Consider the following 24,115-nt stretch of genomic DNA (forward strand, 5'->3'; position numbering starts at 1 on the left):
GAATGAAGAGAAAGACAACAACAATTGCTGCACTTGCGTTAACGACGAGTGTATTGGTTGCAGGATGTGGGAATGGTGAGAAGGCTTCGACAACGAAGAAAGAATCGAATAAGGGAGCAGCAGATAAGCAAGTATTAAACTTACTAGAAACAGCAGAAATCCCTTCAATGGATACGTCAAAATCAACAGACTCTGTATCATTCCGTGCCTTTGTAAATGCAATGGAAGGGTTATATCGTTTAGATAAGGATAATAAACCAACACCAGGCATGGCAAAAGATGTGAAGATTAGTGAAGATAAAAAGACATATACATTTGAATTACGTGATGCGAAATGGTCAAATGGTGATCCAGTTCGAGCACAAGATTTTGTATATGCATGGCAACGTACATTAGATAAAGCAATAGCGGCAGAATATGCATTTATTTTATTTGATGTGAAAAATGCACAGAAAGTAAATAAAGGAGAATTACCGCTAGATCAATTAGGAGTGAAAGCGAAGGATGATAAAACGTTAGTAGTAGAATTAGAACAGCCAGCACCATATTTCCTTGAGCTTACTTCATTCCCTACATTTTTCCCTTTAAATGAAAAATATGTGAAAGAACAAGGGGATAAATATGCATTAGAAGCAGATAAACTATTATATAATGGACCATTTACGATGAGTGAATGGAAACATGAACGAAGTTATCAGTTAAAGAAAAACCCTAATTATTGGGATAAAGATACTGTGAAGTTAGAAGAAATTAATGTAAATATTGTGAAGGAAACGAGCACGGGAGTAAACTTATATGATAGTGATCAAGCGGACCGTGTTATTTTAAGTTCTGAATTTGTTGATAAGTATAAAAAGAATAAGCCGGATGAATTTAAAACGAAGTTAGATCCACGTATGTATTTCTTACGTTTTAACCAGAAAAATGCAACGTTTAAAAACCAAAAAGTTCGTGAAGCGATTGATCTGGCATACGATAAAAAAGGAATTGCAAATGTTATTTTAAATGACGGATCATTACCAGCATATTTCTTAGTACCTGAGAAATTTACGACAGGACCAGATGGGAAAGATTTCCGTACTGTAAATAAAAATTTCCGTGACAGCAAAGATAATGCTGAAAAAGCAAAAAAATTATGGGAAGAAGCGAAGAAAGAGCTTGGCCAAGATACAATTACAGTAGAATTTCTAAATGATGATAACGGTAGCCGTAAAAAAGTGGGTGACTTTATTAAAGAAGAGTTAGAGAAAAATTTACCTGGTATTAAAGTGAATTTGAAACAACAACCATATAAGCAAAAGCTAGAGTTAGAAAAGAAATTTGAATATGAATTCTCATTATCTGCATGGAGTCCGGACTATCCAGATCCAATGACTTATATTGATATGTTTGTTACTGGAAGCTCATTTAATGAAATGGATTATTCTAATCCGAAGTATGATGATTTAGTAGCGAAATCAAAAGGAGAGCTATTAAAAGATGATAAAGCACGCTGGAATGCCCTTGCAGAAGCTGAAAAAATCTTAATTGGTCAAGATGCTGCCATTTCTCCTACGTACCAACAAAGTACGGCTTACTTAGAGAAGCCATACGTAAAAGGTATTGCGAATCATACGTTTGGTGGGGACTTCAGTTATAAATGGGCATATATTACAAAGAAATAGTATAATAAAAGATGAGTGAATTTTCGCTCATCTTTTATTTGTATAGGAGGAATTAGAGTTGTTAAAGGGAATCAATCATCTTTGTTTTTCAGTGTCTAATTTAGAAAAATCTATTATATTTTACGAAAAAGTACTAGAAGGAGAATTATTAGTTAAAGGGAGAAAACTTGCGTATTTTAATATATGTGGGGTATGGGTAGCACTTAATGAAGAAACACATATTCCGAGAAATGAGATTCATCAATCTTATACGCATATTGCGTTTTCAGTTGAACAGAAAGACTTTGAACGTCTACTGCAACGATTAGAAGAAAACGATGTTCATATTTTACAAGGAAGAGAACGGGATGTAAGGGATTGTAAGTCTATATATTTTGTTGATCCTGACGGCCATAAGTTTGAATTTCATTCAGGGACATTGCAAGACCGACTGAACTATTATAGGGAAGATAAGTCTCATATGACATTTTACTAAGGGTGGAAGAAGTTGCATGCGCTAGTAATTGGTGGAACAGGAATGCTAAAGAGAGTTTCTATGTGGCTTTGTGAGCAAGGATTTCATGTTTCTATTATTGGACGAGATAAAGTGAAATTAGAAAATGTTAAGCGAGAGAGTGCTGCGCCAGAAAGTATCACATGTCTTCCGTTAGATTATCATAATGATGACGATGTAAAGCTAGCTATTAAAAGTACAATTGAGCGGAATGGCCCCATGACATTAGTTGTCGCATGGGTACACGCAAGTGCGAAGGATACGTTGTCATTCATTTGTAGAGAAGTGGATTTGTCGTCTGAAACATACAACGTTTTTCATATTTTAGGTAGTAAAGCGTCGCGTATACCCGCACAAAAAATAGGTGGTACGCGATGTAGCTACCATAGAATAATATTAGGTTTTATATTAGAAGATACATACGGGAGATGGCTTACCCATGAAGAAATATCGGATGGGGTAATAAAAGGAATTGAGAATAAATGTGATGAATGGATTGTAGGACGAGTAGAACCGTGGAGATTGCGGCCAAAATGGTAAGGGGGAATGTGAAATGAAGACAACTGTATATGTAACAAGGCACGGTGAGACGGAATGGAATGTATCGAAACGAATGCAAGGCCGGAAAAATTCTGCTTTAACTGAAAATGGTATGTTACAAGCAAAGCAATTAGGAGACCGAATGAAAGATTTATCTATCCATGCGATCTATAGTAGTCCGAGTGAAAGAACCCTTCATACTGCAGAGTTAATAAAGGGTGATCGTGATATACCGATAATAGCGGATGAGCATTTCTATGAAATTAACATGGGTATATGGGAAGGACAGACAGTCGCTGATATAGAAAGGGAATACCCAGATGAAATACAATTGTTTTGGTATGAGCCACATCTTTTTCAGTCAACATCAGGAGAAAATTTTGAGTCTGTTTATAAAAGGGTAATTGAGGGGATACAACTTCTTTTAGAAAAGCATAAAGGAGAAAGTATATTAATTGTTTCCCATGCGGCAGCGGCAAAACTACTTGTAGGACATTTTGCGGGTATTGAAATAGAAAATGTGTGGGATGATCCATTTATGCATAGTGCTAGTCTAAGTATAATAGAATTTGAAGAAGATAAAGGTGAAGTGAAGCAATTTGCAGATATAAGTCATTTTCAATGAACGTAAAAAAGGCCGCAAAACGGCCTTTTTTTGTAGGCATAAAAACTAGCAATTACGTTTTTTATACCAGAAGTGATCGAATTTCTTGTTTTTGCAAGATGGGAATTTATGTCCGCCTTTGCAATCATTCCATTTGTGTCCATTATCGTGACAGTCTCTGCCATGATCACATGAATCATCGCACGAGTGACCGTCTCTATGCGGGAAGAATTCGCATTTTTTACAGAAACTTCGTTTTGTCCAGAAAAATTTCTTTTCAAAGCGTATGCATTTTGTAACGAAAGTACAATGTTTTCTACGAGTACGTTTTGTAACTAAAACGCATTCTTTTCTACGAGTCACTTTCGTAACGAATGTCCATTTTTGAACGCGCACACGAGTACATTTTGTAACAAATGTCCATTTTTTTACGTGCGTACATTTTGTAATAAAAGTACAATGTTTCACGCGAGTACATCTTGTTCTTGGACATTTACCCCCAGTTGTACATTTACAACCTGTTGTACATCGATGATGAGAGAATTTATCATCATCGCACTCAAAAGTACTTGGATCTTGGTGTAAGAAATCCTCCATCCCAGCACTTTTGATTTCTTCAACAGCTTTTCTAATATCACGTTTCATAGAAATCCTCCTTATCATGTATTCAGGTGAAAAGGTATTCTTTTTCCTTAACATGATATGAGATATGACGTCTTTCTGAACAAGACAAGAGTGTAATTTTATATAAATGGATGATAGCGGATGTATGGACAAAACAAGGCGCATACATTGAATGAAGAGAACTGAGAAGGGATGAGAAAACATGCTACCTTCATATGATTTTTTTATTCATCCAATGTACTTAGTGGAATTAAAAAAAGACATTTGGTCAGATAGTCCAGTGCCAGCAAAATTAACTTATGGAAAAAAGAAGTATGATATTGATATCGTATACCGGGGGGCTCATATTCGTGAGTTTGAGAAAAAGTCTTATCATGTTATGTTTTATAAACCGAAAAAATTTCAAGGTGCGAAAGAAATTCATTTAAATTCTGAGTTTATGGATCCGTCTCTCATACGAAACAAATTATCTTTAGACTTTTTTCATGATATTGGTGTACTTTCACCAAAATCACAACATGTATTTATAAAAATTAATGGTCAAATTCAAGGTGTATATTTACAGTTAGAATCAGTTGATGAAAACTTTTTGAAAAATAGAGGATTACCAAGTGGTTCTATTTATTATGCAATAGATGATGATGCGAATTTTTCTTTAATGAGTGAGAGAGATAAAGATGTTAAGACCGAGCTCTTTGCGGGTTATGAATTTAAATATTCGAATAAAAATAGTGAAGAACAACTGAGTGAATTTGTATTTCAAGCGAATGCTTTGTCGAGGGAAGCTTATGAAAAAGAAATTGGAAAGTTTCTACATGTTGATAAATATTTAAGGTGGTTAGCTGGCGTTATTTTCACACAAAACTTTGATGGTTTCGTTCATAACTATGCACTATATCATAACGATGAAACAAATTTATTTGAAGTGATACCGTGGGATTATGATGCAACTTGGGGGCGAGATGTACAAGGGAGACCACTTAATCATGAGTATATTCGCATTCAAGGCTATAACACGTTAAGTGCAAGATTGTTAGATATACCTGTATTTAGAAAGCAATACCGAAGTATTTTGGAAGAAATACTAGAAGAACAATTTACCGTTTCGTTTATGATGCCGAAAGTTGAAAGTTTGTGTGAATCGATTCGTCCATATTTACTACAAGATCCATATATGAAAGAAAAATTAGAAACATTTGATCAAGAAGCTGATATGATCGATGAATATATAAATAAAAGAAGAAAGTATATACAAGACCACTTACATGAATTAGATTAATTTTGAAAGAGATTGGAACATTATCAATCTCTTTTTTTGTATAATAAAGATGTATCAACAAAACTGACTTACTATTCACTTAAAAGAGTATGGGGGATGTGGAAACATGACGGTAAAATGGATTGATTGGGTAAAACAAATACAAGCTATAGCCCAAGCGGGTTTAACGTATTCTAAAGATGTGTATGATATAGAGCGTTTCCAACAATTACGGGATATTTCCATTTCGATGATGTCACATTACACAAAGACAGATTGGGAAATAGTAGAGAAATTATTTGCAAGTGAGACAGGCTATCAAACACCAAAAGTTGATATAAGAGCAGTCGTTTTTCAAAATGAAAAGTTATTATTTGTGAAAGAAAAAAGTGATGGGAAATGGGCATTGCCAGGTGGATGGGCCGATATCGGTTATACGCCAACAGAAGTAGCAGCAAAAGAAGTTTTAGAGGAGACTGGTTATGAAGTAGATGATTTTAAGCTATTCGCTATATTTGATAAAGAAAAACATCAACTATCGCCTTCAGCAACACACGTATATAAAATTTTTATTAGCTGTAAGATTATTGGTGGCGAAAAGAAAACTAGTATTGAAACAGAAGATGTGGAGTTTTTTGGTGAGAATGAATTGCCTAATTTATCGATTGCTAGAAATACAGAAGAGCAAATTAAAGAAATGTTTGCCTACATGAAAGAACCTCAAAAAGACACTTTAATAGATTAATCATGCTTATGCCGATAATATTGTTGAAATGAAGATATTGGCAGAATGCGACCTTTATGTAATAATGGGATGGTATGTGAAGAAAAAAGGAGATAGAAAATAAAATGTTAGCAAGCATAATAGATCAGTTATTGCAATTTTTTGCAAGCTTAGGTTACTTTGGAGTAGCGCTAGCTTTAATGATTGAAATTATCCCGAGTGAAATTGTACTTTCGTATGCTGGATTTTTAGTAGCGGATGGTAAAATTAGTTTTGTTGGTGCAGTTATCGCCGGAACTATTGGTGGTACTTTAGCCCAAATCTTTTTATACTGGCTTGGATATTACGGAGGGCGTCCGGTTGTAGAGAAATATGGGAAATATCTACTTATTAATAAACACCATTTAGACATAGCGGAAGGTTGGTTTAAGCGTTACGGAGCAGGAGTAATCTTTTCTGCACGCTTTATCCCAGTAGTACGTCATGCAATCTCTATTCCAGCAGGATTAGCTAAGATGCCATTAAAACTATTTACACTGTATACTGTGGTTGCGATTATTCCATGGTCAATACTATTTATCTACTTAGGTGAAAAGCTTGGTGGAAATTGGAGACACATTAAAGAGTATGCATCTGATTACACACATTACATAATTATAGGAGCTGTTCTCTTTGTTGCTTTATACTTCGGTTTAAAGTATTTCAAAAAGAAAAAAGCAGCGCGTTAAAGTCAATGATTGTTCATTGGCTTTTTTTATTTGTTTCGGTTCTAAAAAAAAGGAGTTGTCCATAATGTGTAATAATAAAGCGTAGCGGAGGAATGTGATGAAAGGGTCACCGTTTATACGTGGAACGATATTTTTAACGATGGCAACGATGATATCTAAAATGTTAGGGTTTATATATGTTATACCGTTTACAGCAATGGTCGGTACGAGTGGGTACGTTTTATACACGTATGCTTATCGCCCATATACGATTATGCTCAGCATTGCGACGATGGGACTACCACTTGCCGTTTCAAAAATGGTATCAAAATATGATCAACTGAATGATTATCATACAGTTAAGAGAGTACTTAAGAGTGGTATCTTTTTTATGTTAATAATGGGAGTCATCTCATGTTTAGCGCTATATATATTAGCTCCACATTTAGCTAAACTTGTAATCGATGGAAATGATCAAACGGGGAATAGTATAACAGCGGTTACTAATAATATTCAAATTGTAAGTTTTGCGTTAATACTTGTACCAGTAATGAGTTTATTAAGGGGCTTCTTTCAAGGGTTTCAATCGATGGGGCCTTCTGCTTTAAGTGTAGTTGTTGAGCAATTTTTTCGGGTCTTAACCATATTAATAGGAAGCTTTGTCGTTTTATATATTTTAAAAGCTTCTATCTCGCTAGCGGTTGGTATTTCAACGTTCGGTGCTTTTATGGGAGCGATAGGTGGATTAACAGTTTTAAGTGCGTATTACATAAGGAGGAGAAAGCACTTAAAGAAAAAAGAGATGGCAAGTATACCGCAAACAACGAAATCTTTCTTCTCGCTGTATAAGGAGCTCTTTACATATTCAATACCGTTTGTTGTGGTTGGTTTAGCAATTCCGTTGTATCAGACGATTGATACATTTACAATTAATAAACTACTTATACAAATAGGGTATATGCAAGGAGAAGCGGAGAAGATTAATGCAATAATTGGTCTTGTCCAGATGGTTGTACTTATCCCGGTTTCCGTTGCGACTGCTTTTAGTATGTCTCTCGTACCTGAGATGACAAAAGCCTATACAGCAGGGAATGTGAAGTTACTGTACAAACATTTTACGAGGACGAATGTATTAGTAGTAGCAATTACGGTACCAGCGGCAATTGGAATGATGTTGTTAGCAAAACCAGTATATACTCTTTTATTTGGTGCCGGAAATGATCCGGAGATGGGGAGAGTTATTTTACAGTATTATGCTCCTGCCTGTATACTATTTTCGCTTTTTACAGTTACAGCTGCGATGTTACAAGGAATTAATCAACAACAGAAAACAGTGCTAGGATTAGTAATTGGTATTATTGTGAAGATAGTTTTAAATATCGTATTGCTTCCTTATTTCGATTATGTAAGTTTTATTATTTCAACATACGCTGGTTATACGATTTCAGTTGGCTTTAACTTGTGGATGCTTTCTAAATATGTTATAAAGGCAACATAAGCTTTTTAAGGCAGAGAGCACTCTGTCTTTTTCTTTGTTTAGAATATTTTTCTTATAAAAACGTTTTCAAAATAATTTTTCTATTGAAATTTAAACGTATGTTTCATATGCTGAGAATGGCGGTTCAAAAACTGTTATGTAAGAGAGGTAGATTCCTACATGTAAAAAGAATCGGGGTGATAGTATGTTAAATATTTATTTAACATACCGAAACGGAAAACTACAAGAGGTTGAGGAAATGCAAAAGGGTTGCTGGATTAATGTACTTCATCCAACGGAAGAAGAAATTCAATATCTAGTACAAACTTTAAATGTAGACTTAGATTTCATTAAAGACCCTTTAGATGATGAAGAACGCTCTCGTATTGAAAAGGAAGACAATAATACTTTAATAATCGTGGATATCCCAACAGTTAGACATGATGAAGAAGGAAATTCGATTTATGACACGATTCCAATAGGTATGATTGTAATGCCAGATTGCTTTGTGACAATTTGTTTAGAAGAAAACCCAATTTTTGAACGTTTTATTAATCAACGTATTAAAGAATTTTATACGTTTAAAAAGACACGCTTTGCACTTCAGCTCTTATATACGATTTCTACTTATTATTTAAGATACTTAAAGCAAATTAACAGAAAAACAATCGATTTAGAGCACCAATTAAATAAGTCGATGAAAAATAAAGAGATTTTCACATTGCTAGGCCTTGAAAAAAGTTTAGTTTACTTTACAACATCATTAAAGGCGAATAAAATTGTAATTCAAAAATTAATGCGTAACAGTACATTTTTAAAAATGTATGAAGACGATCAAGATTTATTAGAAGATGTATTAATTGAAAATAAACAGGCTATTGAAATGGCGGAAATATATAGTCACATTTTAAGTGGAATGATGAATACTTTTAGCTCTGTTATATCAAATAATTTAAATAGTGTTATGAAACTGTTAACGTCTATTACAATCATTTTATCGTTACCAACGATGGTTTCTAGTTTCTTTGGAATGAACGTAAAGGTTCCGTTTGAAGGGGAAGCACATGGTTTTGTAATTGTACTCATAATATGTGTAACACTATCTTTCACATTAGCATTTGTTTTTTGGAAGAAACGTTACTTTTAACGAGAAGAAAGCTGCTCTAGCATAGTTGTGTAACTGCGCTAGAGCAGCTTTTTTGCTATGAAATCCAAAGTTTTGAATAGAATATAACTTATAAAATGTAATGTATATGAAAGGGGTGAATTCCGTATAAGTCTTGTCCAATTCATAAAATGGGGTTAAAATTACATATTGTTAATGAAAAGTTGGAGGAAATACATCATGGAATTGTTTCAATTACCGAAAGCATTCCTGCAAATGAATACAATTTTTATCTCCATATTGATCGAAGCACTTCCTTTTGTGCTCATTGGTGTATTTATTTCAGGATTCATTCAAATGTTTGTAACAGAAGATATGGTAGCAAAATGGATGCCGAAAAATCGATTTCTGTCTGTTTTAATGGCTACTTTTTTAGGGATGATGTTTCCGGGCTGTGAATGTGGAATCGTTCCGATTGTTAGGCGATTAATCGGAAAAGGGGTTCCGCCATATGCCGGGATTGCATTTATGTTAACTGGACCAATCATTAATCCAGTCGTATTATTTGCAACATACGTTGCCTTTGGAAGTAGTATGCACATGGTATGGTATCGTTCTATTGTAGCGATTATTGTAGCAATAATCGTTGGAATTATATTATCATTTATGTTTAAAGAACATCAATTACGAGATGATCACTTCCCAGAAGTGAATCATAAGCGTCCATTACGTAAAAAAATGTGGGATGTATGTACGCATGCTGTTGAGGAATTTTTCTCGATGGGAAAATATTTAGTATTAGGTGCGTTAATTGCAGCGGCAGTTCAAACGTTCGTACAAACTTCAACACTTCTTGCTATAGGACAAGGGCCGTTCTCTTCACCAGCTGTTATGATGGGACTAGCTTACATTTTATCACTTTGTTCAGAAGCGGATGCATTTATTGCTTCGTCATTCCAAAGTACATTTTCAACAGCGTCACTTGTCGCGTTCCTCGTATATGGACCGATGGTGGATATTAAAAATATGTTTATGATGCTTGCGACATTTAAAACGAAATTTGTAATTGTCGTTACAGTTACAGTTACACTTGTTGTTTATGCAAGCTCACTACTCATTTATGCGATGGGGTGGTAGGTTATGTTTCGAGCATATATATTATTAGGTTTTACAATCTTAATTGCGCAGCTTCATATTTCAGGTAATATTACGAAGTATATCAATATGAAGTATGCCTATTTATCAAAAACAGCAGCTATTATTTTAGGATTTTTAACGATTGTTCAAATTATTATCGTTTTCCAGAAAGAACATCAAAAAGAAAAAGAAAAAGAACAGCACAATTGTGGTTGCGATCATAGCCATTGTGGGCATGATCATTCAAAAGATGAGAATACATGGTGGAAAAAAGCATTTTCGTACACATTGTTTTGTTTTCCGATAGTCTCAGGATTGTTTTTCCCGATTGCAACGTTAGATTCAGATATCGTTAAGGCGAAAGGATTTCATTTTCCTGTTGCGCAAGCAGAAAGTACAGATCCATTTATGACAAGGCAATTTCTAAAACCTGATACGAGCATTTATTACGGGAAAGAAGGATACCGTGGTGTAATGGAAAAGGGGAAAAAAGAGTTTGTTACGAAAGATAGTATTACTTTAAAAGATGAAGATTTTCTAAAAGGGATGGAAACAATTTATAATTATCCTGGCGAGTTTACTGGGAAAAAATTATCTTTTAAAGGGTTTGTTTTCAAAGATGACTCTTCTCAAAAAGAACAATATTTCTTATTCCGTTTCGGGATTATACATTGTGTAGCGGATTCTGGTGTATATGGTATGTTAGTAAAAAAACCAGAAGGTGTAGAATGGAAAAATGATGATTGGATTCAAGTTGAAGGAGAAATATCAACGGAATTTTATCAGCCGTTCCATGCAAATATCCCTGTATTAGAAGTAACGAAATGGAATAAGGTTGAACCGCCAAAAGAGCAATATGTATTTAGAGGAGCCGATTGATAATATCGGTTCTTTTTTGTGGACTAAGAGTTCTGAATGTTGTTAATATTAAATGTGTAGTGATAGTAAGCTCATACCGTTCTAGTGTTAATGGGAAATAGAACTCTTACCGAACTTCTTTGCTCCAGCTGAATTTTGTGGTGGGAGTCTTAATGTCTGCAAATAGCGGGTTAAATAATCAAAGAGGTGATAACAATGACTGAAGTGAAAGGGAAAACAGCGAATGAGTCTAGAGTGTTTAAAACGAGCCGAGTATTTCCAACAGATTTAAACGATCATAATACGCTATTTGGTGGGAAGATATTAGCCGAGATGGATATGGTTGCTTCTATTTCAGCAACGAGGCACGCAAGAAAAGAATGTGTCACAGCATCTATGGATTGGGTAGATTTCTTACATCCTGTTCGCTCTTCAGATTGTGTTAGTTATGAATCCTTTGTAATTTGGACGGGTAGAACTTCGATGGAAGTATTTGTGAAGGTAGTAGCAGAAGATTTAATTTCAGGTGAGAAGCGTATAGCAGCAACGTCATTTGTTACTTTTGTTGCGCTTAGTAAGGAAAATAATCCAGTTCCAGTGCCGCGAGTAATCCCTGAAACAGAAGAAGAGAAAGAATTACATCGCATTGCTGTGTTACGTGCAGAACAACGCCATATACGTAAGGCGGAGAGTAAGAAAGTAGCTACATTATTAACTTTTTGAGTTGAATATGTAGTCGTTAAAGGCACAATAACAAACGGAAATGTTTTTCATATGAAAAGCGGACACCTAAAAATAGGTGTCCGCTTTTATAGTTTTTTCATCCACATATCATATGACGATAACTACTTAGCAGAAGCAAGCAGCACCGACGATGATTAAGAGGATAAATAATACGACTAATAGCGCGAATCCATTACCATGTGCGAAGCCCATTGTTATTTCCTCCTTTTATTTTAAGATACAACATACAATATGCAAATGAGCTATCGTTTGATATGGACATATATCATGTAATGACATATTTTCTTGAATGATATTGTATTAAAAAAGGGAAGATATAGAAATAACAGTAAGTGGAGGAAGGAAAATATCCATGAAACACTTTTTCGTTGTAATCCTTTGTTTAATAGGTGTATTCATATGGATGAACATCGATGTGGAAATGGGGAAAAAAATGGCTAGTGAATATGAATTAGGACAAGTTCGATTAGGTGAATTTCAACTTTATACGAACGGTGAAGAGTTATATAAGAAATTATTTGAGGATATACGTAATGCAGAAAAGTACATATATGTCCATTTTTACATTGTAGGTAAAGATGAAATAAGCCAAGAGTTTTTGCAGTTGCTTGAGAAAAAGGCATCGAGTGGAGTAGAAGTAAAATTGTCAGTTGATCGAATAGGTGGATATAAGCTGAAGAAAAAGGTAATTCGTCAACTAAAAAACAATGGTGTCCAGTTTACGTTTAGTAAAAAACCTAAATTGAAACATTTATTCTATTCGTTGCATCAACGAAACCATAGACGCATTGTTACGATTGACGGAAAAGTATCATATATCGGCGGCTTTAACATTGGAAAGGAGTACCTTGGACAAGATCCGAAATTTGGCCCGTGGCGTGATTATCATGTAAGAGTCAATGGGAATGGTGCTACGGATATGGAAAGAAAATTTGCTGCTGACTGGAAAGAAGATACGGGAGAAAAAATGCCTGTACATGAAAGTTTACCTGAGATAGGGAATGTAAAATATCAATATTTATTTTCAGATGGAAAAGGGTTATGGCAAAAATATGGAGCGCTTTTAAAGCAAGCTAAAAAGTCTTTAATTATTGCTACGCCATATTTTGTACCAAGTAAAGAAATGATAAAAGAATTAAAAGGTGCATTAAACCGAGGTGTCAATGTGAAAATTCTCGTACCATTTAAAAGCGACGCAGTATTGTTAAAACAAGCCGCCTATCCGTATTTGAGAGAGATGAACCATGCTGGAGCGGAGATCTATCAATATCGGAATGGTTTTTTTCACGGGAAAGTAACAATCATTGATGGAGAAATTGTTGATATAGGTACAGCGAATTTTGATAATAGAAGTTTTTATTTAAATTGTGAATCAAACTGTATCGTATATGATACAAGAGTTGTTGCTGACGTATGGAGCCGATTAAAAGAAGACTTTCATAAATCAAAAAGATTTTCAGAAGAAGACTTTGAGAAAATTAGTAAGTGGAATTGGTTTTTAGCAAGAATAGCAAATGTTATAGCATCATATTTATAACATATAGACAAAAGAGAAGGGAGGCATTTTCATGGATTGTATGAAAGAATTAATGAGGTATAGTTATATGCTTATTTATAAGGTTGGGGAGTATACAGGAAAGGTAAGAGACGAAGAATTAAAGGAGCTATTACAGCATCATTTACCATATATGTTGCAAGCGTATAATGAACAAGTGAATTTTCAAGAAGGAGAGAATGTACAGCATATAACTTGTGAACCAATTTCATCTCATTTTCATGAAATGGAAAAGGAGACTGATAGTAAATATACAGGGGATGTCCATATTGCAACTTGTTATATTTCGCATTTAAAACGGTTAGCACTAAAGTTCGCTCAAGTAGCAGTTGAAGTTGCGAATCCAGAATTCCGCTCGTTTTTAGAAAATTGCTTCCTGAAAATGAATCGTTATGCCTATAGTGTATGGCAATATGTTGTGAAGAAAGAGTATAAGATTAAACATGTATATGAAAATGAGGAGTTTGCATAAGAAACTAAGGCGGAAAGATAGGCGCCTTAGTTTTTTTACTTTTCATGGAGAAAAAAAGAATAGGTGTCTGTATTTATTATCAGAAAATTTACAAATATTTACCGTTTATTTACTATTTTTCAATCTTTCCTTTAAAAATAGAGAGTAATATGGGGGTTGTACATATTCTATCTAAAGGAGGAAACGCAAATGAACAAATGGGTTAAATCATTAACTGCTATGGCACTTGCAAGTTCTTTATTAATGGTAGGTTGTAGTAAAGGTGAGGACAAGAAGAAAGAAGACGATACAACAACACAACAAGAGGACAAAAAGGATAAAGAAACAAGTGGAACTGAGAAATCTACAGATTCTAAAGAAAAGAAATAAAATAATAATAGAGCTTCCTCTTATATATGAGGAAGCTTTTTTGTTGAAAATTGATTAAAATTATTGAAAAATAGAGAAAGAATGAAAAAGGGGGAAAACAAATGAAAGTATGTATATTGGGAGCAACTGGTCGAGTAGGTTCAAACATAATAAAATTAGCATTAAAGGATGCAGCTGAAGTGACTGCATTAGCGCGTGATTTAAATAGAATAGAAATAAATCATGAAAGGTTACGAGTTATAGAAGGTAATGTATGGAATGAAAATGATATAAAGAAAGTGATAGAAGGAAGCGATATAGTAATTAGTGCACTTGGAACGGATCAAAATGGGACATTGGCGAAGAGTATGCCACATATTATAAAGAAAATGGAAGAAGTAGGGGTTCATAAGATCATTACAATAGGAACAGCTGGTATTTTACAAGCAAGAACAAATCTAAATTTATATCGTTTTCAATCAGCTGAGTCAAAAAGGAAAATGACAACAGCAGCAGAAGATCATTTAGCTGCATATAAGATACTTAGTAGTAGTAATTTATGTTGGACGGTCGTTTGTCCGACGCATTTAATAGACGGTGATGTGACAGGAGTGTATCGAACTGAAAAAGATGTATTACCAGAAGGGGGAGCGAAAATAACAGTTGGTGATACAGCGCAATTCACGTGGAATCTATGTAGTGAAAACAAATATGAGAATAGTCGAGTAGGTATTTCATATTAAAAAAACCATCCCGAAATTGGGATGGTTAAAAGATGATATAACATACAAATATGAGAATCATAATGATTTGGAGAATAGCTTTCGCTACTGTACTGCTTAAAAAACCAACTACAGTAGCAACTCCTACTAGAAAGGCGTCTTTTGGCGCTTTTTTATGCATGAGTTCTGTAATAAATACCGATAAGAACGGTATGATAATTAAACCGAATGGTGGGAAGAAGAAAGATCCGACAATGATAGAAATCATACCGACACGCTCTCCCCATTTAGAACTCCCGTATTTCTTTAAGAAATATCCATTTGCAATAAAATCAGCTATGAAAATAAATAGTGTGAAAATGACTTGAATAATCCAAAAGGAAGTTGTTAGTTCTCCGCCATTTATACCAAAATGGTAAATTAAATATCCAGCCCAGACAGCAAGGATGCCTGGAATGATAGGATAAATAAAGGCGAGAAATGAAACAATGAAACAGGCAATGATACAGATTGTTAATAATACTGTCACTTTATAACTCCTTCTTCGTGTCTAATTTATGTACCGCAATTTTTTTCACTTGATGTCCATCAAGTTCTAGAGCTTTAAATTGAAAACCGGCAAATTCAATGGAATAACCAGCTTCAATATTTAAATCAACTGCTTGAGAGAGGAGCCAGCCTCCGATTGTATCTAAATCGCTATCATCAATATGCAGGCCAAACATATCATTTACTTCAGAAATGAGCACCTTCCCATCTAAAACAGTAAGCTTCGGCGTACGTTTTTCAATCATAGGTGATTCATCCGCATCAAACTCATCTTGAATTTCTCCAATAATTTCTTCAAGAATATCTTCCATTGTTAAAAGTCCAGCAGTACCACCATATTCATCCATAACGATTGCCATCTGAACGCGATTCTTTTGTAGATGTACTAATGTTTTGCGAATTGGAACAGTTTCAAATACAGTTAGTACTGGATGTATGTAAGATTCAAGTGGTTTATGAATGCCTTTCGTTTGATCGTGAAAGACTTCTTTCGTATTGATCATACCGATAATATCATCTTTATCTTTTTCGATGATCGGATAGCGTGTATACTTTTCAGTTGCGACGATATCCATATTCTCTTCTAACGTATTTTCAGTAGATAAGCAAATCATTTCTGTACGAGGGACCATAATTTCTTTCGCGACCCGGTCGTCAAATTCAAAAATATTATTTACATATTTATATTCGGTTTGGTTTATTTCTCCGCTTTTGAAACTTTCACCTAAAATGAGTCGTAGTTCCTCTTCAGAATGGGCAAGTTCATTTTCTTTCGCAGGCTCTAAACCGAGTAGTTTTGTGAAAAAGATTGCCGTACTATTAAGTAGCCAAATGAATGGATACATAATTTTATCAAATAAAATAAGTGGTCGTGCAAATTTAAGTGTTATTGCTTCTGCTTTTTGAATGGCGAAAGACTTTGGAACTAGTTCACCTAATACAACATGGAAAAATGTAATAACACTAAAAGCTATAATAAAGGATAAAGTATTCGCCATTGTTCCAGTAATATTAATCTTTTCAAAGAGCGGTCGTAGTAAATGTTCCACAGTCGGTTCACCGAGCCAACCGAGGCCTAAAGAAGTAATCGTAATCCCGAGCTGACAAGCTGATAAATAAACATCTAAATTAGATAGGACACTTCTTGCAGCTAAAGCTTGTTTATTGCCTTCGTTTGCAAGTTGGTCAATTCGACTTTTTCGTACTTTTACAACAGCGAATTCTGATGCAACGAAAAAGCCGGAAATAAGGATGAGTACAAAGATGAGAAAAATATTTAATATGTCCAAGTGTGTTCCCTATTCCGTAGTTTGGAATAAAGATGTCACCTCCTGCGTTTATGTTATACTTTTATAATAAATCCAAACGAAAAGAATAGTCAAAGAAAAAGGGTAAATATTGGTATGTTTCTGCAATTGTTTTTGAATTTGCTGTTATTTTGTCCGCTATACAAAAGGAATAACCCCCTACTTTCAGATTATAGAGGGTTATTTCAAATTAAGGTTTTGGAATACTTCTCGTTAAAGCGTATGATTGTTGTTTAACGTGATTTGTCGTCCATAGTGTTTGAAGGAAAGAGAGTATGCAATATGGGATATACAAAAGTAATAAGCTAATTGTAACAATAACAGGTGCATTTCCGCCGAATTGAACGATAAATTGCAATAGTCCGCTTGCATGAAAAACACATTCCATAATAACGAATGAAAGAATAATGGAACCTAGAATAGATTTGTGATTCGAAGTAAGCGCTAAAAACAATGTATCTACAAGGAAAGAAGATTGTTTTATTTCATATTCATTTGTGTTACTTAAGAAAGGAACCCACTTTTTAATTGCTTGCATAACGATAATCATGGAAGTACTACAAACGATGATAAAAGATGAGTAGTAAGGAAGCTTTATCAATTTTGTGATGTATAGGAGTAGTAATAAGACTGAGCATTGTAATAATACAGTACAAAAAGAGTACGGTATCCATTTTAATAAAGAAGTGAACTTCTTAACCGATTGAGGTGCTTTAAAAAATAAATGGCCGATCCCTAAGCTGATAAAGAATCCGATTGCAAGAGTAAAGGTAAAACGAACAGCCGATAAAAAATATATTTCCCATATGTAAGGGAATAACGGTGTTGAATGATTAGAAGTATGAACCATTTGATTTGCTGAGAAAAAGATAGATTCGTGCATCCAATCAATCTTTGGAATTGTCATAGAAGAAAGTTGTGCGAAGTTATGAAAAATGCTTATAAAGCCAGTTATGTATGAGTATTTATGTGTAATGAATAATGCAGGAATAGGACTAATGATAAATATAATGAGAACACCAACTATAAATTTACATATATGTGAGCGCAATAAAGACATGTAATCACCTACTCTTAGAATATTCAGAAAATTCTTATTCTTATTTTAGCTTTTTTTGGCGTAAGTTACAATATATTTTCTTAAAGAAGTTTAGAGAGAATGTTTCGTATTGTAGGGGATAAAAGTGAATGAAACGTGAATAAATTATGACAAGAAAATGAATAATTTTCAGAAAAGTGAAATAAATTATTTATTTTTTTCTGAAAATATAATATAGTTATGGCACAGAAAGTATTTTAACATAAGGAGGCTGTTTATGAGGATTAAAGGGAATTATGTGCCGAAAAGGGAAGTTTTATTTTGCTCAAGTTCAATTACGATAGGGGAAGCACTGGAGCATTTAAATAAAACTGGGTATCGTTGTGTACCAGTTTTAGATGAAAAAAAAGAGAAATATTTAGGAAATGTATACAAAGTAGATATTTTAGAATATAAAGGTTCGCTGGAAGAGAGTGTAGTACAATTATTAAACGATAAAGAAGGTTATGTTAGAGAAGATTCTTCGTTCTTTAAAGTATTTTTTACAATAAAAAAATTACCTTATTTATCAGTAGTTGATGAAAATGGAGTCTTTCTTGGAATTTTAACGCATAAAAAGGTTTTCGAGTTATTAGAAGATGCTTGGGGCGTTCATTCTAGTAAATATTCTGTCATGATTGGGACACAAGATTATAATGGAGCCATTCAAAAATTATCGACAGTATTAAAAAAATATACAGGTATCCAAAGTTTAATGACTTTTGATAATGATGCCTTATTAGTTCGTAGAATTATGTTTACATTAGGAGAAGAATTTAACGACGGTGAATTAGATACGTTATTGAAAGATTTAGAAGACCATGGATTTAGAGTTGTGTATGTGGAAGAGATGAAAAATCCACGTGAAGTTGAAACAATAGAATAACATACAAAAGCCATCTAATAATGTTGGATGGCTTTTGCTATGTTCGTGTATAAAATTATTTGAAAATAACGATAGGATAAAAGTTGAGATTGTAACAATATTTGTGTGAAAGAATGAAAAATGTAGATAATTTTGATTTTCAAAAAAATCAATTTGAAAATATGTTTTTATTTTTCAACTAAATATGGTACTATATGTGTGATAAAAACAAAGAGGTCTGACAACTATACTCCACGCAATACCACTCTAATGAGTTAAAAATTCAAAAAAATCAAAAATTAATAGTTAGAGTAAGAATAAGGGGAATGGAGAAATTATGGAGAAAGACACTGCTTTGTAAGGGGCATATTTTATCATCTTGAGCAGAGAGGAGGATGCATAGCATATTGTGAAAATAAAGATAAACAATGAAAAAGTGCTATGCAAATGAAAAGTATGAAGGGACGTTTAAGGCCAGGTGATACGATAGCAATTGGTTTAATGTTATTTGCACTATTTTTAGGAGCAGGAAATTTAATTTTTCCGCCAGTTTTAGGGCAACAAGCTGGAGAGAATGTTTGGATTGCTACAATTGGATTCCTAGTGACGGGAGTCGGATTACCCCTATTAGCTGTAACAGCTGTCGCGTTTGTAGAGGGGGACTTGAAAGCGCTATCTTCTAGAGTTCACCCTATATTTGCGTTTATTTTCCCATTGATTAGTTATTTAGCGATTGGACCATTTTTCGCGATTCCGCGTACGGGAGCCGTTTCATTTGAAATGGGTATGAAGCCGTTTTTATCAGAGGCAATGGTTTCAGAGTGGTATATGCTGTTTCTATTCACAATAGTTTTCTTCGGAATAACGTGGTATTTATCATTAAATCCATCTAAATTAGTGGATTGGTTCGGAAAATTCCTTACACCATTGTTAGTATTGATTGTTGCTGTTATTGTCGGAAAGGCAATTATTGATCCAATTGGAGAACCAGCTGCGCCGCTAGCGGCATATCAAGAAAATGCTTTCTTTGGTGGATTTATACAAGGATATTTAACGATGGATGCAATTAGTGCGCTTGTATTTGGAATTGTCGTTGTACAAGTTATCCGCTCTAAAGGGATACAAGAGAGTAGTGAAGTTGCAAAAATAACAGTAGTATCAGGTATTATTGCTGTACTTGGTTTAACGTTAATCTATTTATCACTTGCTTATCTTGGTTCAACAAGTACATCACTTGGTGTTTCCGAGAATGGTGGACTTATTTTAACGAATGTTGTAAATGAGTTATATGGAACAAGTGGTAAAATTTTATTAGGACTTGTTATTATACTTGCTTGTTTAACAACTTCTGTTGGATTAACATCAGCTTGTGCTGGCTTCTTTACAAACATATTCCCAAAACTTTCGCATAAAATGATTGTTACGATGGTATGTGTGTTTAGTTTAATTGTATCTAACCTAGGTTTAACACAATTAATTGCAGTCACTTTACCAGTGTTAATGATCATTTATCCAGTTGCAATCGTATTAATCGTACTTTCTTACTTCCATAAATGGATAGGGAAGCGTAATACCATTTATATTGGAGCTATTTTAGGTGCATTGTTAATTAGTTTCTTTAACGGTTTAGAAAGTGCGAACATTCAAATTGACGCGATTTCTAACGTATTACAAATGCTACCATTATATAAAGAAGGAATAGGATGGTTAATCCCATCATGTATTGGCGGGATTCTCGGTTTCTTCTTCTATAAATCAAATGAATCAAGTGAATTACAAAAGAAAGGTGCTTAGGCGCCTTTCTTTTTTTAAAAGGGAATTTTTGTGTTTTGTCTAAGTAATAATTGGGAGGAATGATAAAATGGCTAATTTTGAAGATTTTTTAGCTTTGGATTTACGAATTGGAACTGTAACACATGCAGAGGAATTTAAAGAAGCGAGAGTTCCGGCAATTAAACTTGAAATTGATTTTGGAGAGCTTGGAATTAAGCAGTCAAGTGCTCAAATTACGAAGAGATATAATCCAGAAGATTTAATTGGTCAGCAAATCGTTGCGATTGTAAACTTTCCACCGAAGCGCGTGGCTGGATTTAAATCAGAAGTACTTGTTTTAGGCGGAGTACCTGAAGCTGGTGATGTCGTATTACTTCAGCCTAATATGGAATTACCAAATGGAACAAAAATTAGTTAGTGTAAAGGCGGGGGTAACATGGATATTCGACGAGAATATTTACAATGTGCCATATCGAATTTTGAAGCAACAAAGAAACAAGGGGAACGGGTGCTTTCTCAATTATCATATGAACAGATCGAATGGTCTTCTCATGAAGCAACAAATAGTATATCGGTTATTATAAAGCATCTGCAAGGTAATATGCGTTCTAGATGGACGGATTTTTTAACATCTGATGGTGAAAAAATAGATCGTAACCGAGATGCTGAATTTGAAGGTGGTTATCATTCTAAGGAAGAGGTTCTAGCAGCATGGAATGGCGGATGGGAATATGTTTTGAAAACGATGCATGTGCTAACGCCAGAAGATTTATTACAGACGGTATATATTCGTGGTGAAGCACATACGGTCATGCAAGCAATTGAAAGACAAATTTCTCATTATGCTTTGCATATAGGACAAATTATTTACATTGGTAAAATGTTAAAAGAAAACGAGTGGGAATGTTTAAGTATTCCTAGAGGACAGTCTGCACGTTATGTAGAGAAAAAACGTTCAACATAATAATAGGAAAGAAAACGATATAAAATGGGAAATAAGAAAACCACCCAAATAATAGATGGTTCTGTAATCATAAGCATGCTGCCAAAAATAAGTCCATATATAATAAGAAAGAAATTAAAAAGCGTATTTACGGGGATAAATCGTGAGATGAATACTTGCTGTCGTTTAAAGCAATCACTGTGAAATAAATAAAAGCGGAAGTACGATGTGGCAGTAATAAGATCTTTCTTTCGCGCAATTCTTTTTTTGCATGTATGACAGATGAATGGTGGTTGCATTTCATTACGCTCCATTTTTTATTTTCGTAATAATGTAAGACAAGATTAAGTGCAAGGAGTATATTCCTATATACGCTCCTGATATAAGAAAAAATGGGTTTAGTAAAATTCCATGAATGCTTGTCATAAAAACTAAATCTTGTATTAAAACGTCATATATATTAATAGAAATAATTGTGCCGAGTACATAAAGTGCTACATAAGCTGAAATATGTAACGCAACACGGATTGTAGGATGCTTAGTAAGCCAATAAAAAATAAATGATAGTACAATGGGTAATGTTCCTATTAGTAGCTTCAATTCATTTCACCTCATTAACAATATAGCCGGAATTTAGACGGTCTATTCTCTAGAGCTTGTACATAACTTGAAATAGAGAGGGTGATAGTATGAATCGAGGCTTTTTTTATGTGAAGTTCACAAGTGTACGTAAGTTAGTTTTATTTATTATTACTACAGTACTAGCGACTTTTTTTCTTATTAGTATGATGGTAACCTCTATGAAAGAGACAAAGTCAACGTATTTATATAATTGGTTAAATGAGTTATCGATGAATGGTTACATGTACGTTCTTGGGAAAGAGAATCATTATTTTACACAGGAGTATCGAAATTTAAATCAAGATTTTTCAATTTCTTCGTTTCTCTTTTCTATGGCTACGAATATTCGTTTTAACGATGTACGCAGTTTTGTCGGCAAAGAGTTACCTGGTTTTGGAAAGTACGATACAGAAATTGTTATTGCGGGTGAAGGGACAAATTATTCTAACTTACCGATAGAGTCGAGCGTTCCGCTTGAAGAAGTGGTAAAAGAACGGACTGGTGAAGGTGGACAGGCTCAAAAGCCGGATACAAACAAAGAGAAAAAGCAACCGGCTCAAACGACAGGAAAAAGACAAGTTGCGCTTATTTATCATTCGCATAGTTGGGAATCTTATTTGCCGTTACTAAATTTAGCAAACGATCCAAATCCGAATAAAGCAACAAGTTCCGTTACGAATATTTCAATAGTCGGCGATCGATTTCGTGAACAATTAGAAAGTGAAGGGATAGGAGCTACTAATGACAAGACTGATGTCGGCCAAAAGTTGATTAGTAAAGGGTTAAATAGTAATAGTTCTTACAAAGTGTCACGGGAAATTGTACAAGAAGCAATGACAGGCAATAAAGAACTGCAGTACTTCTTTGACTTGCATCGTGATAGTGCTCGGAAAAATGTCACGACAAAAGCAATTGGAGATAAATCATATGCAAAGCTTGCTTTCGTAATAGGGAAAGGCAATAAAAATTATGAAAAGAACTTACAATTAGCAACAGCTCTTCATGAGGAAATTAATAAGAAATATCCAGGAATGAGTCGTGGTGTCATTCAAAAAGGATTCCAAACAGGAAATGGTGTCTACAATCAAGACTTATCAGGGCAAGCGATATTAATTGAAGTTGGTGGCGTAGATAATACAGAGGAAGAACTAAATCGATCAATTGATGTACTTGCTAAAGCGTTTGGTGAATATTTCTGGCAGGCAGAAAAGGTGAATGGATAAAATGAAACATAAATTAGTGGGAGAGTCTGAAAAAACGTGAGTGTAAATCTTGCGTTTTTTCTTTGTAATGATGAGGTGTCACAGAATAGACAAAATTTGCCGTTGTTATGGTAATATCGAAATTTGTCAAATAATACTGGGAGATTTACAAAGGGATTTTCGGAAAATTAGAGAAAATCTTTTTACAAGGAAAACTTTTTATTATAAAACTGGTAGGGTGATAGAAGTGATTAGGGAGATCAAAATAGAAGATGCAGCACTATTTTTGCAATTAAGTAAGCAACTAGATGAAGAAACGAAATTTATGTTATATGAACCAGGAGAAAGAAAATTTACAGTCGAGCAACAAGAACAAATGATTCATCGCTTTATAGAAAATGAATATGCAACAATATTCGTAGCAGTTGAAGAAGAACGTGTAGTAGGGTTTATTTTAGTGAATGGAAATCATATTCAAAGAAAGAGACATGTAGCAAGTATTGTAATTGGTATTTTGCAAGAGTATAGCGGGCGATGTATTGGGACGAGATTGTTTAAAGATGCTGAGAAGTGGGCAAGATTACATGATGTATGGCGTTTAGAATTAACGGTAATGGCCCACAATACAAGAGCTCAGGCACTATATAAAAAAGCTGGATTTGAGAAAGAAGGTGTCAAAAGAGCTGCTCTTATTATCGATGGAGAGAACATCGATGAGTATGAAATGGCCAAATTATTAAAATAA

General features: G+C 34.2%; 29 protein-coding genes. 22 read left to right on the forward strand and 7 right to left on the reverse strand.

Features of this window, described 5'->3' with window-relative positions; all coding sequences use genetic code 11:
- The first annotated feature begins 2 nt into the window (after positions 1-2).
- Genes DN393_RS01525 through DN393_RS01540 form a run of 4 tightly spaced genes read left to right on the forward strand, consistent with a single transcriptional unit; the run spans position 3 to position 3,322 of the window.
- Positions 3-1,664, forward strand: a complete 1,662-nt coding sequence (locus tag DN393_RS01525) for a peptide ABC transporter substrate-binding protein (protein ID WP_064474185.1) — start codon at positions 3-5, stop codon at positions 1,662-1,664.
- Between the two features lie 58 nt (positions 1,665-1,722).
- Positions 1,723-2,139: a FosBx1 family fosfomycin resistance bacillithiol transferase gene (fosB, locus tag DN393_RS01530; protein ID WP_000911696.1), complete on the forward strand. Its 417-nt coding sequence runs from the start codon at positions 1,723-1,725 to the stop codon at positions 2,137-2,139.
- 12 nt (positions 2,140-2,151) lie between these two features.
- Positions 2,152-2,697, forward strand: a complete 546-nt coding sequence (locus tag DN393_RS01535) for a short-chain dehydrogenase (RefSeq protein ID WP_064474183.1) — start codon at positions 2,152-2,154, stop codon at positions 2,695-2,697.
- Between the two features lie 13 nt (positions 2,698-2,710).
- Positions 2,711-3,322: a phosphoserine phosphatase 1 gene (locus DN393_RS01540; RefSeq protein WP_064474182.1), complete on the forward strand. Its 612-nt coding sequence runs from the start codon at positions 2,711-2,713 to the stop codon at positions 3,320-3,322.
- Positions 3,323-3,367: 45 nt separating this feature from the next.
- Here the strand turns inward: DN393_RS01540 and exsB are convergent, their stop codons facing one another.
- On the reverse strand, positions 3,368-3,946 hold the full coding sequence (gene exsB / locus DN393_RS01545) for an exosporium protein ExsB (RefSeq protein ID WP_000817494.1): 579 nt from the start codon (positions 3,944-3,946) through the stop codon (positions 3,368-3,370).
- 181 nt (positions 3,947-4,127) lie between these two features.
- On the opposite strand from exsB, the gene cotH reads away from it, so the two are divergent.
- From cotH to DN393_RS01585, 8 genes are all read left to right on the forward strand, one after another.
- A complete protein-coding gene (gene cotH / locus DN393_RS01550) occupies positions 4,128-5,204 on the forward strand; it encodes a spore coat protein CotH (protein WP_000937986.1) in 1,077 nt (358 codons plus the stop codon).
- 106 nt (positions 5,205-5,310) lie between these two features.
- Positions 5,311-5,928, forward strand: a complete 618-nt coding sequence (locus tag DN393_RS01555) for an NUDIX hydrolase N-terminal domain-containing protein (RefSeq protein ID WP_064474181.1) — start codon at positions 5,311-5,313, stop codon at positions 5,926-5,928.
- 104 nt (positions 5,929-6,032) lie between these two features.
- Complete coding sequence (gene uptA, locus DN393_RS01560; protein WP_000881202.1) at positions 6,033-6,635, forward strand: undecaprenyl phosphate transporter UptA; 603 nt, start codon at positions 6,033-6,035, stop codon at positions 6,633-6,635.
- A gap of 97 nt (positions 6,636-6,732) precedes the next feature.
- Positions 6,733-8,112, forward strand: coding sequence for a putative polysaccharide biosynthesis protein (locus DN393_RS01565; RefSeq protein ID WP_002096686.1), 1,380 nt, complete (start codon positions 6,733-6,735; stop codon positions 8,110-8,112).
- Between the two features lie 184 nt (positions 8,113-8,296).
- Positions 8,297-9,238 carry a magnesium transporter CorA family protein gene (locus DN393_RS01570; RefSeq protein ID WP_149173269.1) on the forward strand — a complete coding sequence of 314 codons (942 nt, stop codon included), beginning with the start codon at positions 8,297-8,299 and terminating at the stop codon, positions 9,236-9,238.
- 198 nt (positions 9,239-9,436) lie between these two features.
- Entirely contained in the window at positions 9,437-10,333 is an 897-nt protein-coding gene (locus DN393_RS01575; RefSeq protein ID WP_000418724.1) for a permease, read from the forward strand.
- 3 nt (positions 10,334-10,336) lie between these two features.
- Entirely contained in the window at positions 10,337-11,212 is an 876-nt protein-coding gene (locus tag DN393_RS01580) for a TIGR03943 family putative permease subunit (protein ID WP_064474180.1), read from the forward strand.
- A 195-nt stretch (positions 11,213-11,407) separates the two neighbouring features.
- The gene (locus tag DN393_RS01585) at positions 11,408-11,914 is read left to right on the forward strand and encodes an acyl-CoA thioesterase (protein WP_000141167.1); all 507 of its coding nucleotides are present in this window, start codon (positions 11,408-11,410) and stop codon (positions 11,912-11,914) included.
- Between the two features lie 126 nt (positions 11,915-12,040).
- Here the strand turns inward: DN393_RS01585 and DN393_RS01590 are convergent, their stop codons facing one another.
- Positions 12,041-12,127, reverse strand: a complete 87-nt coding sequence (locus DN393_RS01590) for a YjcZ family sporulation protein (RefSeq protein ID WP_000505094.1) — start codon at positions 12,125-12,127, stop codon at positions 12,041-12,043.
- Between the two features lie 160 nt (positions 12,128-12,287).
- On the opposite strand from DN393_RS01590, the gene cls reads away from it, so the two are divergent.
- The 4 genes from cls (at position 12,288) to DN393_RS01610 (ending at position 15,053) form a co-directional block, all read left to right on the forward strand.
- The gene (gene cls, locus DN393_RS01595) at positions 12,288-13,472 is read left to right on the forward strand and encodes a cardiolipin synthase (protein WP_064474179.1); all 1,185 of its coding nucleotides are present in this window, start codon (positions 12,288-12,290) and stop codon (positions 13,470-13,472) included.
- A gap of 31 nt (positions 13,473-13,503) precedes the next feature.
- Positions 13,504-13,962 carry a spore coat protein gene (locus tag DN393_RS01600; RefSeq protein WP_000340554.1) on the forward strand — a complete coding sequence of 153 codons (459 nt, stop codon included), beginning with the start codon at positions 13,504-13,506 and terminating at the stop codon, positions 13,960-13,962.
- 189 nt (positions 13,963-14,151) lie between these two features.
- Positions 14,152-14,331 carry a hypothetical protein gene (locus DN393_RS01605; protein WP_001045960.1) on the forward strand — a complete coding sequence of 60 codons (180 nt, stop codon included), beginning with the start codon at positions 14,152-14,154 and terminating at the stop codon, positions 14,329-14,331.
- A gap of 101 nt (positions 14,332-14,432) precedes the next feature.
- Complete coding sequence (locus DN393_RS01610; protein ID WP_000861614.1) at positions 14,433-15,053, forward strand: NAD(P)-dependent oxidoreductase; 621 nt, start codon at positions 14,433-14,435, stop codon at positions 15,051-15,053.
- Positions 15,054-15,078: 25 nt separating this feature from the next.
- Here DN393_RS01610 and DN393_RS01615 read toward each other — a convergent pair whose 3' ends face one another.
- From DN393_RS01615 to DN393_RS01625, 3 genes are all read right to left on the reverse strand, one after another.
- Positions 15,079-15,561: a DUF456 domain-containing protein gene (locus tag DN393_RS01615; RefSeq protein WP_000217333.1), complete on the reverse strand. Its 483-nt coding sequence runs from the start codon at positions 15,559-15,561 to the stop codon at positions 15,079-15,081.
- Between the two features lies 1 nt (position 15,562).
- Complete coding sequence (locus tag DN393_RS01620; RefSeq protein ID WP_046959212.1) at positions 15,563-16,870, reverse strand: hemolysin family protein; 1,308 nt, start codon at positions 16,868-16,870, stop codon at positions 15,563-15,565.
- Between the two features lie 208 nt (positions 16,871-17,078).
- Entirely contained in the window at positions 17,079-17,948 is an 870-nt protein-coding gene (locus DN393_RS01625) for a hypothetical protein (protein WP_064474178.1), read from the reverse strand.
- A gap of 256 nt (positions 17,949-18,204) precedes the next feature.
- On the opposite strand from DN393_RS01625, the gene cbpA reads away from it, so the two are divergent.
- The 4 genes from cbpA to DN393_RS01645 all read left to right on the forward strand — a co-directional run bounded on the left by cbpA (position 18,205) and on the right by DN393_RS01645 (position 21,568).
- Positions 18,205-18,852 (forward strand): cyclic di-AMP binding protein CbpA, encoded by a 648-nt coding sequence (gene cbpA, locus DN393_RS01630; RefSeq protein WP_064474177.1) that lies wholly within the window; start codon positions 18,205-18,207, stop codon positions 18,850-18,852.
- Positions 18,853-19,287: 435 nt separating this feature from the next.
- Positions 19,288-20,625 (forward strand): branched-chain amino acid transport system II carrier protein BrnQ4, encoded by a 1,338-nt coding sequence (gene brnQ4, locus DN393_RS01635; protein ID WP_396021591.1) that lies wholly within the window; start codon positions 19,288-19,290, stop codon positions 20,623-20,625.
- A gap of 67 nt (positions 20,626-20,692) precedes the next feature.
- Positions 20,693-21,022: a chaperone CsaA gene (gene csaA / locus DN393_RS01640; RefSeq protein ID WP_064474175.1), complete on the forward strand. Its 330-nt coding sequence runs from the start codon at positions 20,693-20,695 to the stop codon at positions 21,020-21,022.
- A gap of 18 nt (positions 21,023-21,040) precedes the next feature.
- Positions 21,041-21,568, forward strand: a complete 528-nt coding sequence (locus tag DN393_RS01645; protein WP_064474174.1) for a DUF1572 domain-containing protein — start codon at positions 21,041-21,043, stop codon at positions 21,566-21,568.
- Here the strand turns inward: DN393_RS01645 and DN393_RS01650 are convergent.
- Both DN393_RS01650 and DN393_RS01655 read right to left on the reverse strand, forming a co-directional pair.
- Entirely contained in the window at positions 21,541-21,846 is a 306-nt protein-coding gene (locus tag DN393_RS01650) for a permease (protein ID WP_141669099.1), read from the reverse strand. The two genes, DN393_RS01645 and DN393_RS01650, sit on opposite strands and share 28 nt — an antisense overlap.
- Positions 21,847-21,850: 4 nt before the next feature.
- The gene (locus DN393_RS01655; RefSeq protein ID WP_064474173.1) at positions 21,851-22,147 is read right to left on the reverse strand and encodes a hypothetical protein; all 297 of its coding nucleotides are present in this window, start codon (positions 22,145-22,147) and stop codon (positions 21,851-21,853) included.
- 89 nt (positions 22,148-22,236) lie between these two features.
- Here DN393_RS01655 and spoIIP point away from each other — a divergent pair, with 89 nt between their 5' ends.
- Positions 22,237-23,391 carry a stage II sporulation protein SpoIIP gene (gene spoIIP, locus DN393_RS01660; protein ID WP_064474172.1) on the forward strand — a complete coding sequence of 385 codons (1,155 nt, stop codon included), beginning with the start codon at positions 22,237-22,239 and terminating at the stop codon, positions 23,389-23,391.
- A 226-nt stretch (positions 23,392-23,617) separates the two neighbouring features.
- Positions 23,618-24,115 carry a GNAT family N-acetyltransferase gene (locus DN393_RS01665; RefSeq protein WP_149173270.1) on the forward strand — a complete coding sequence of 166 codons (498 nt, stop codon included), beginning with the start codon at positions 23,618-23,620 and terminating at the stop codon, positions 24,113-24,115.

Source organism: Bacillus sp. BPN334, assembly GCF_008368885.1.
Lineage (GTDB): Bacteria > Bacillota > Bacilli > Bacillales > Bacillaceae_G > Bacillus_A > Bacillus_A wiedmannii.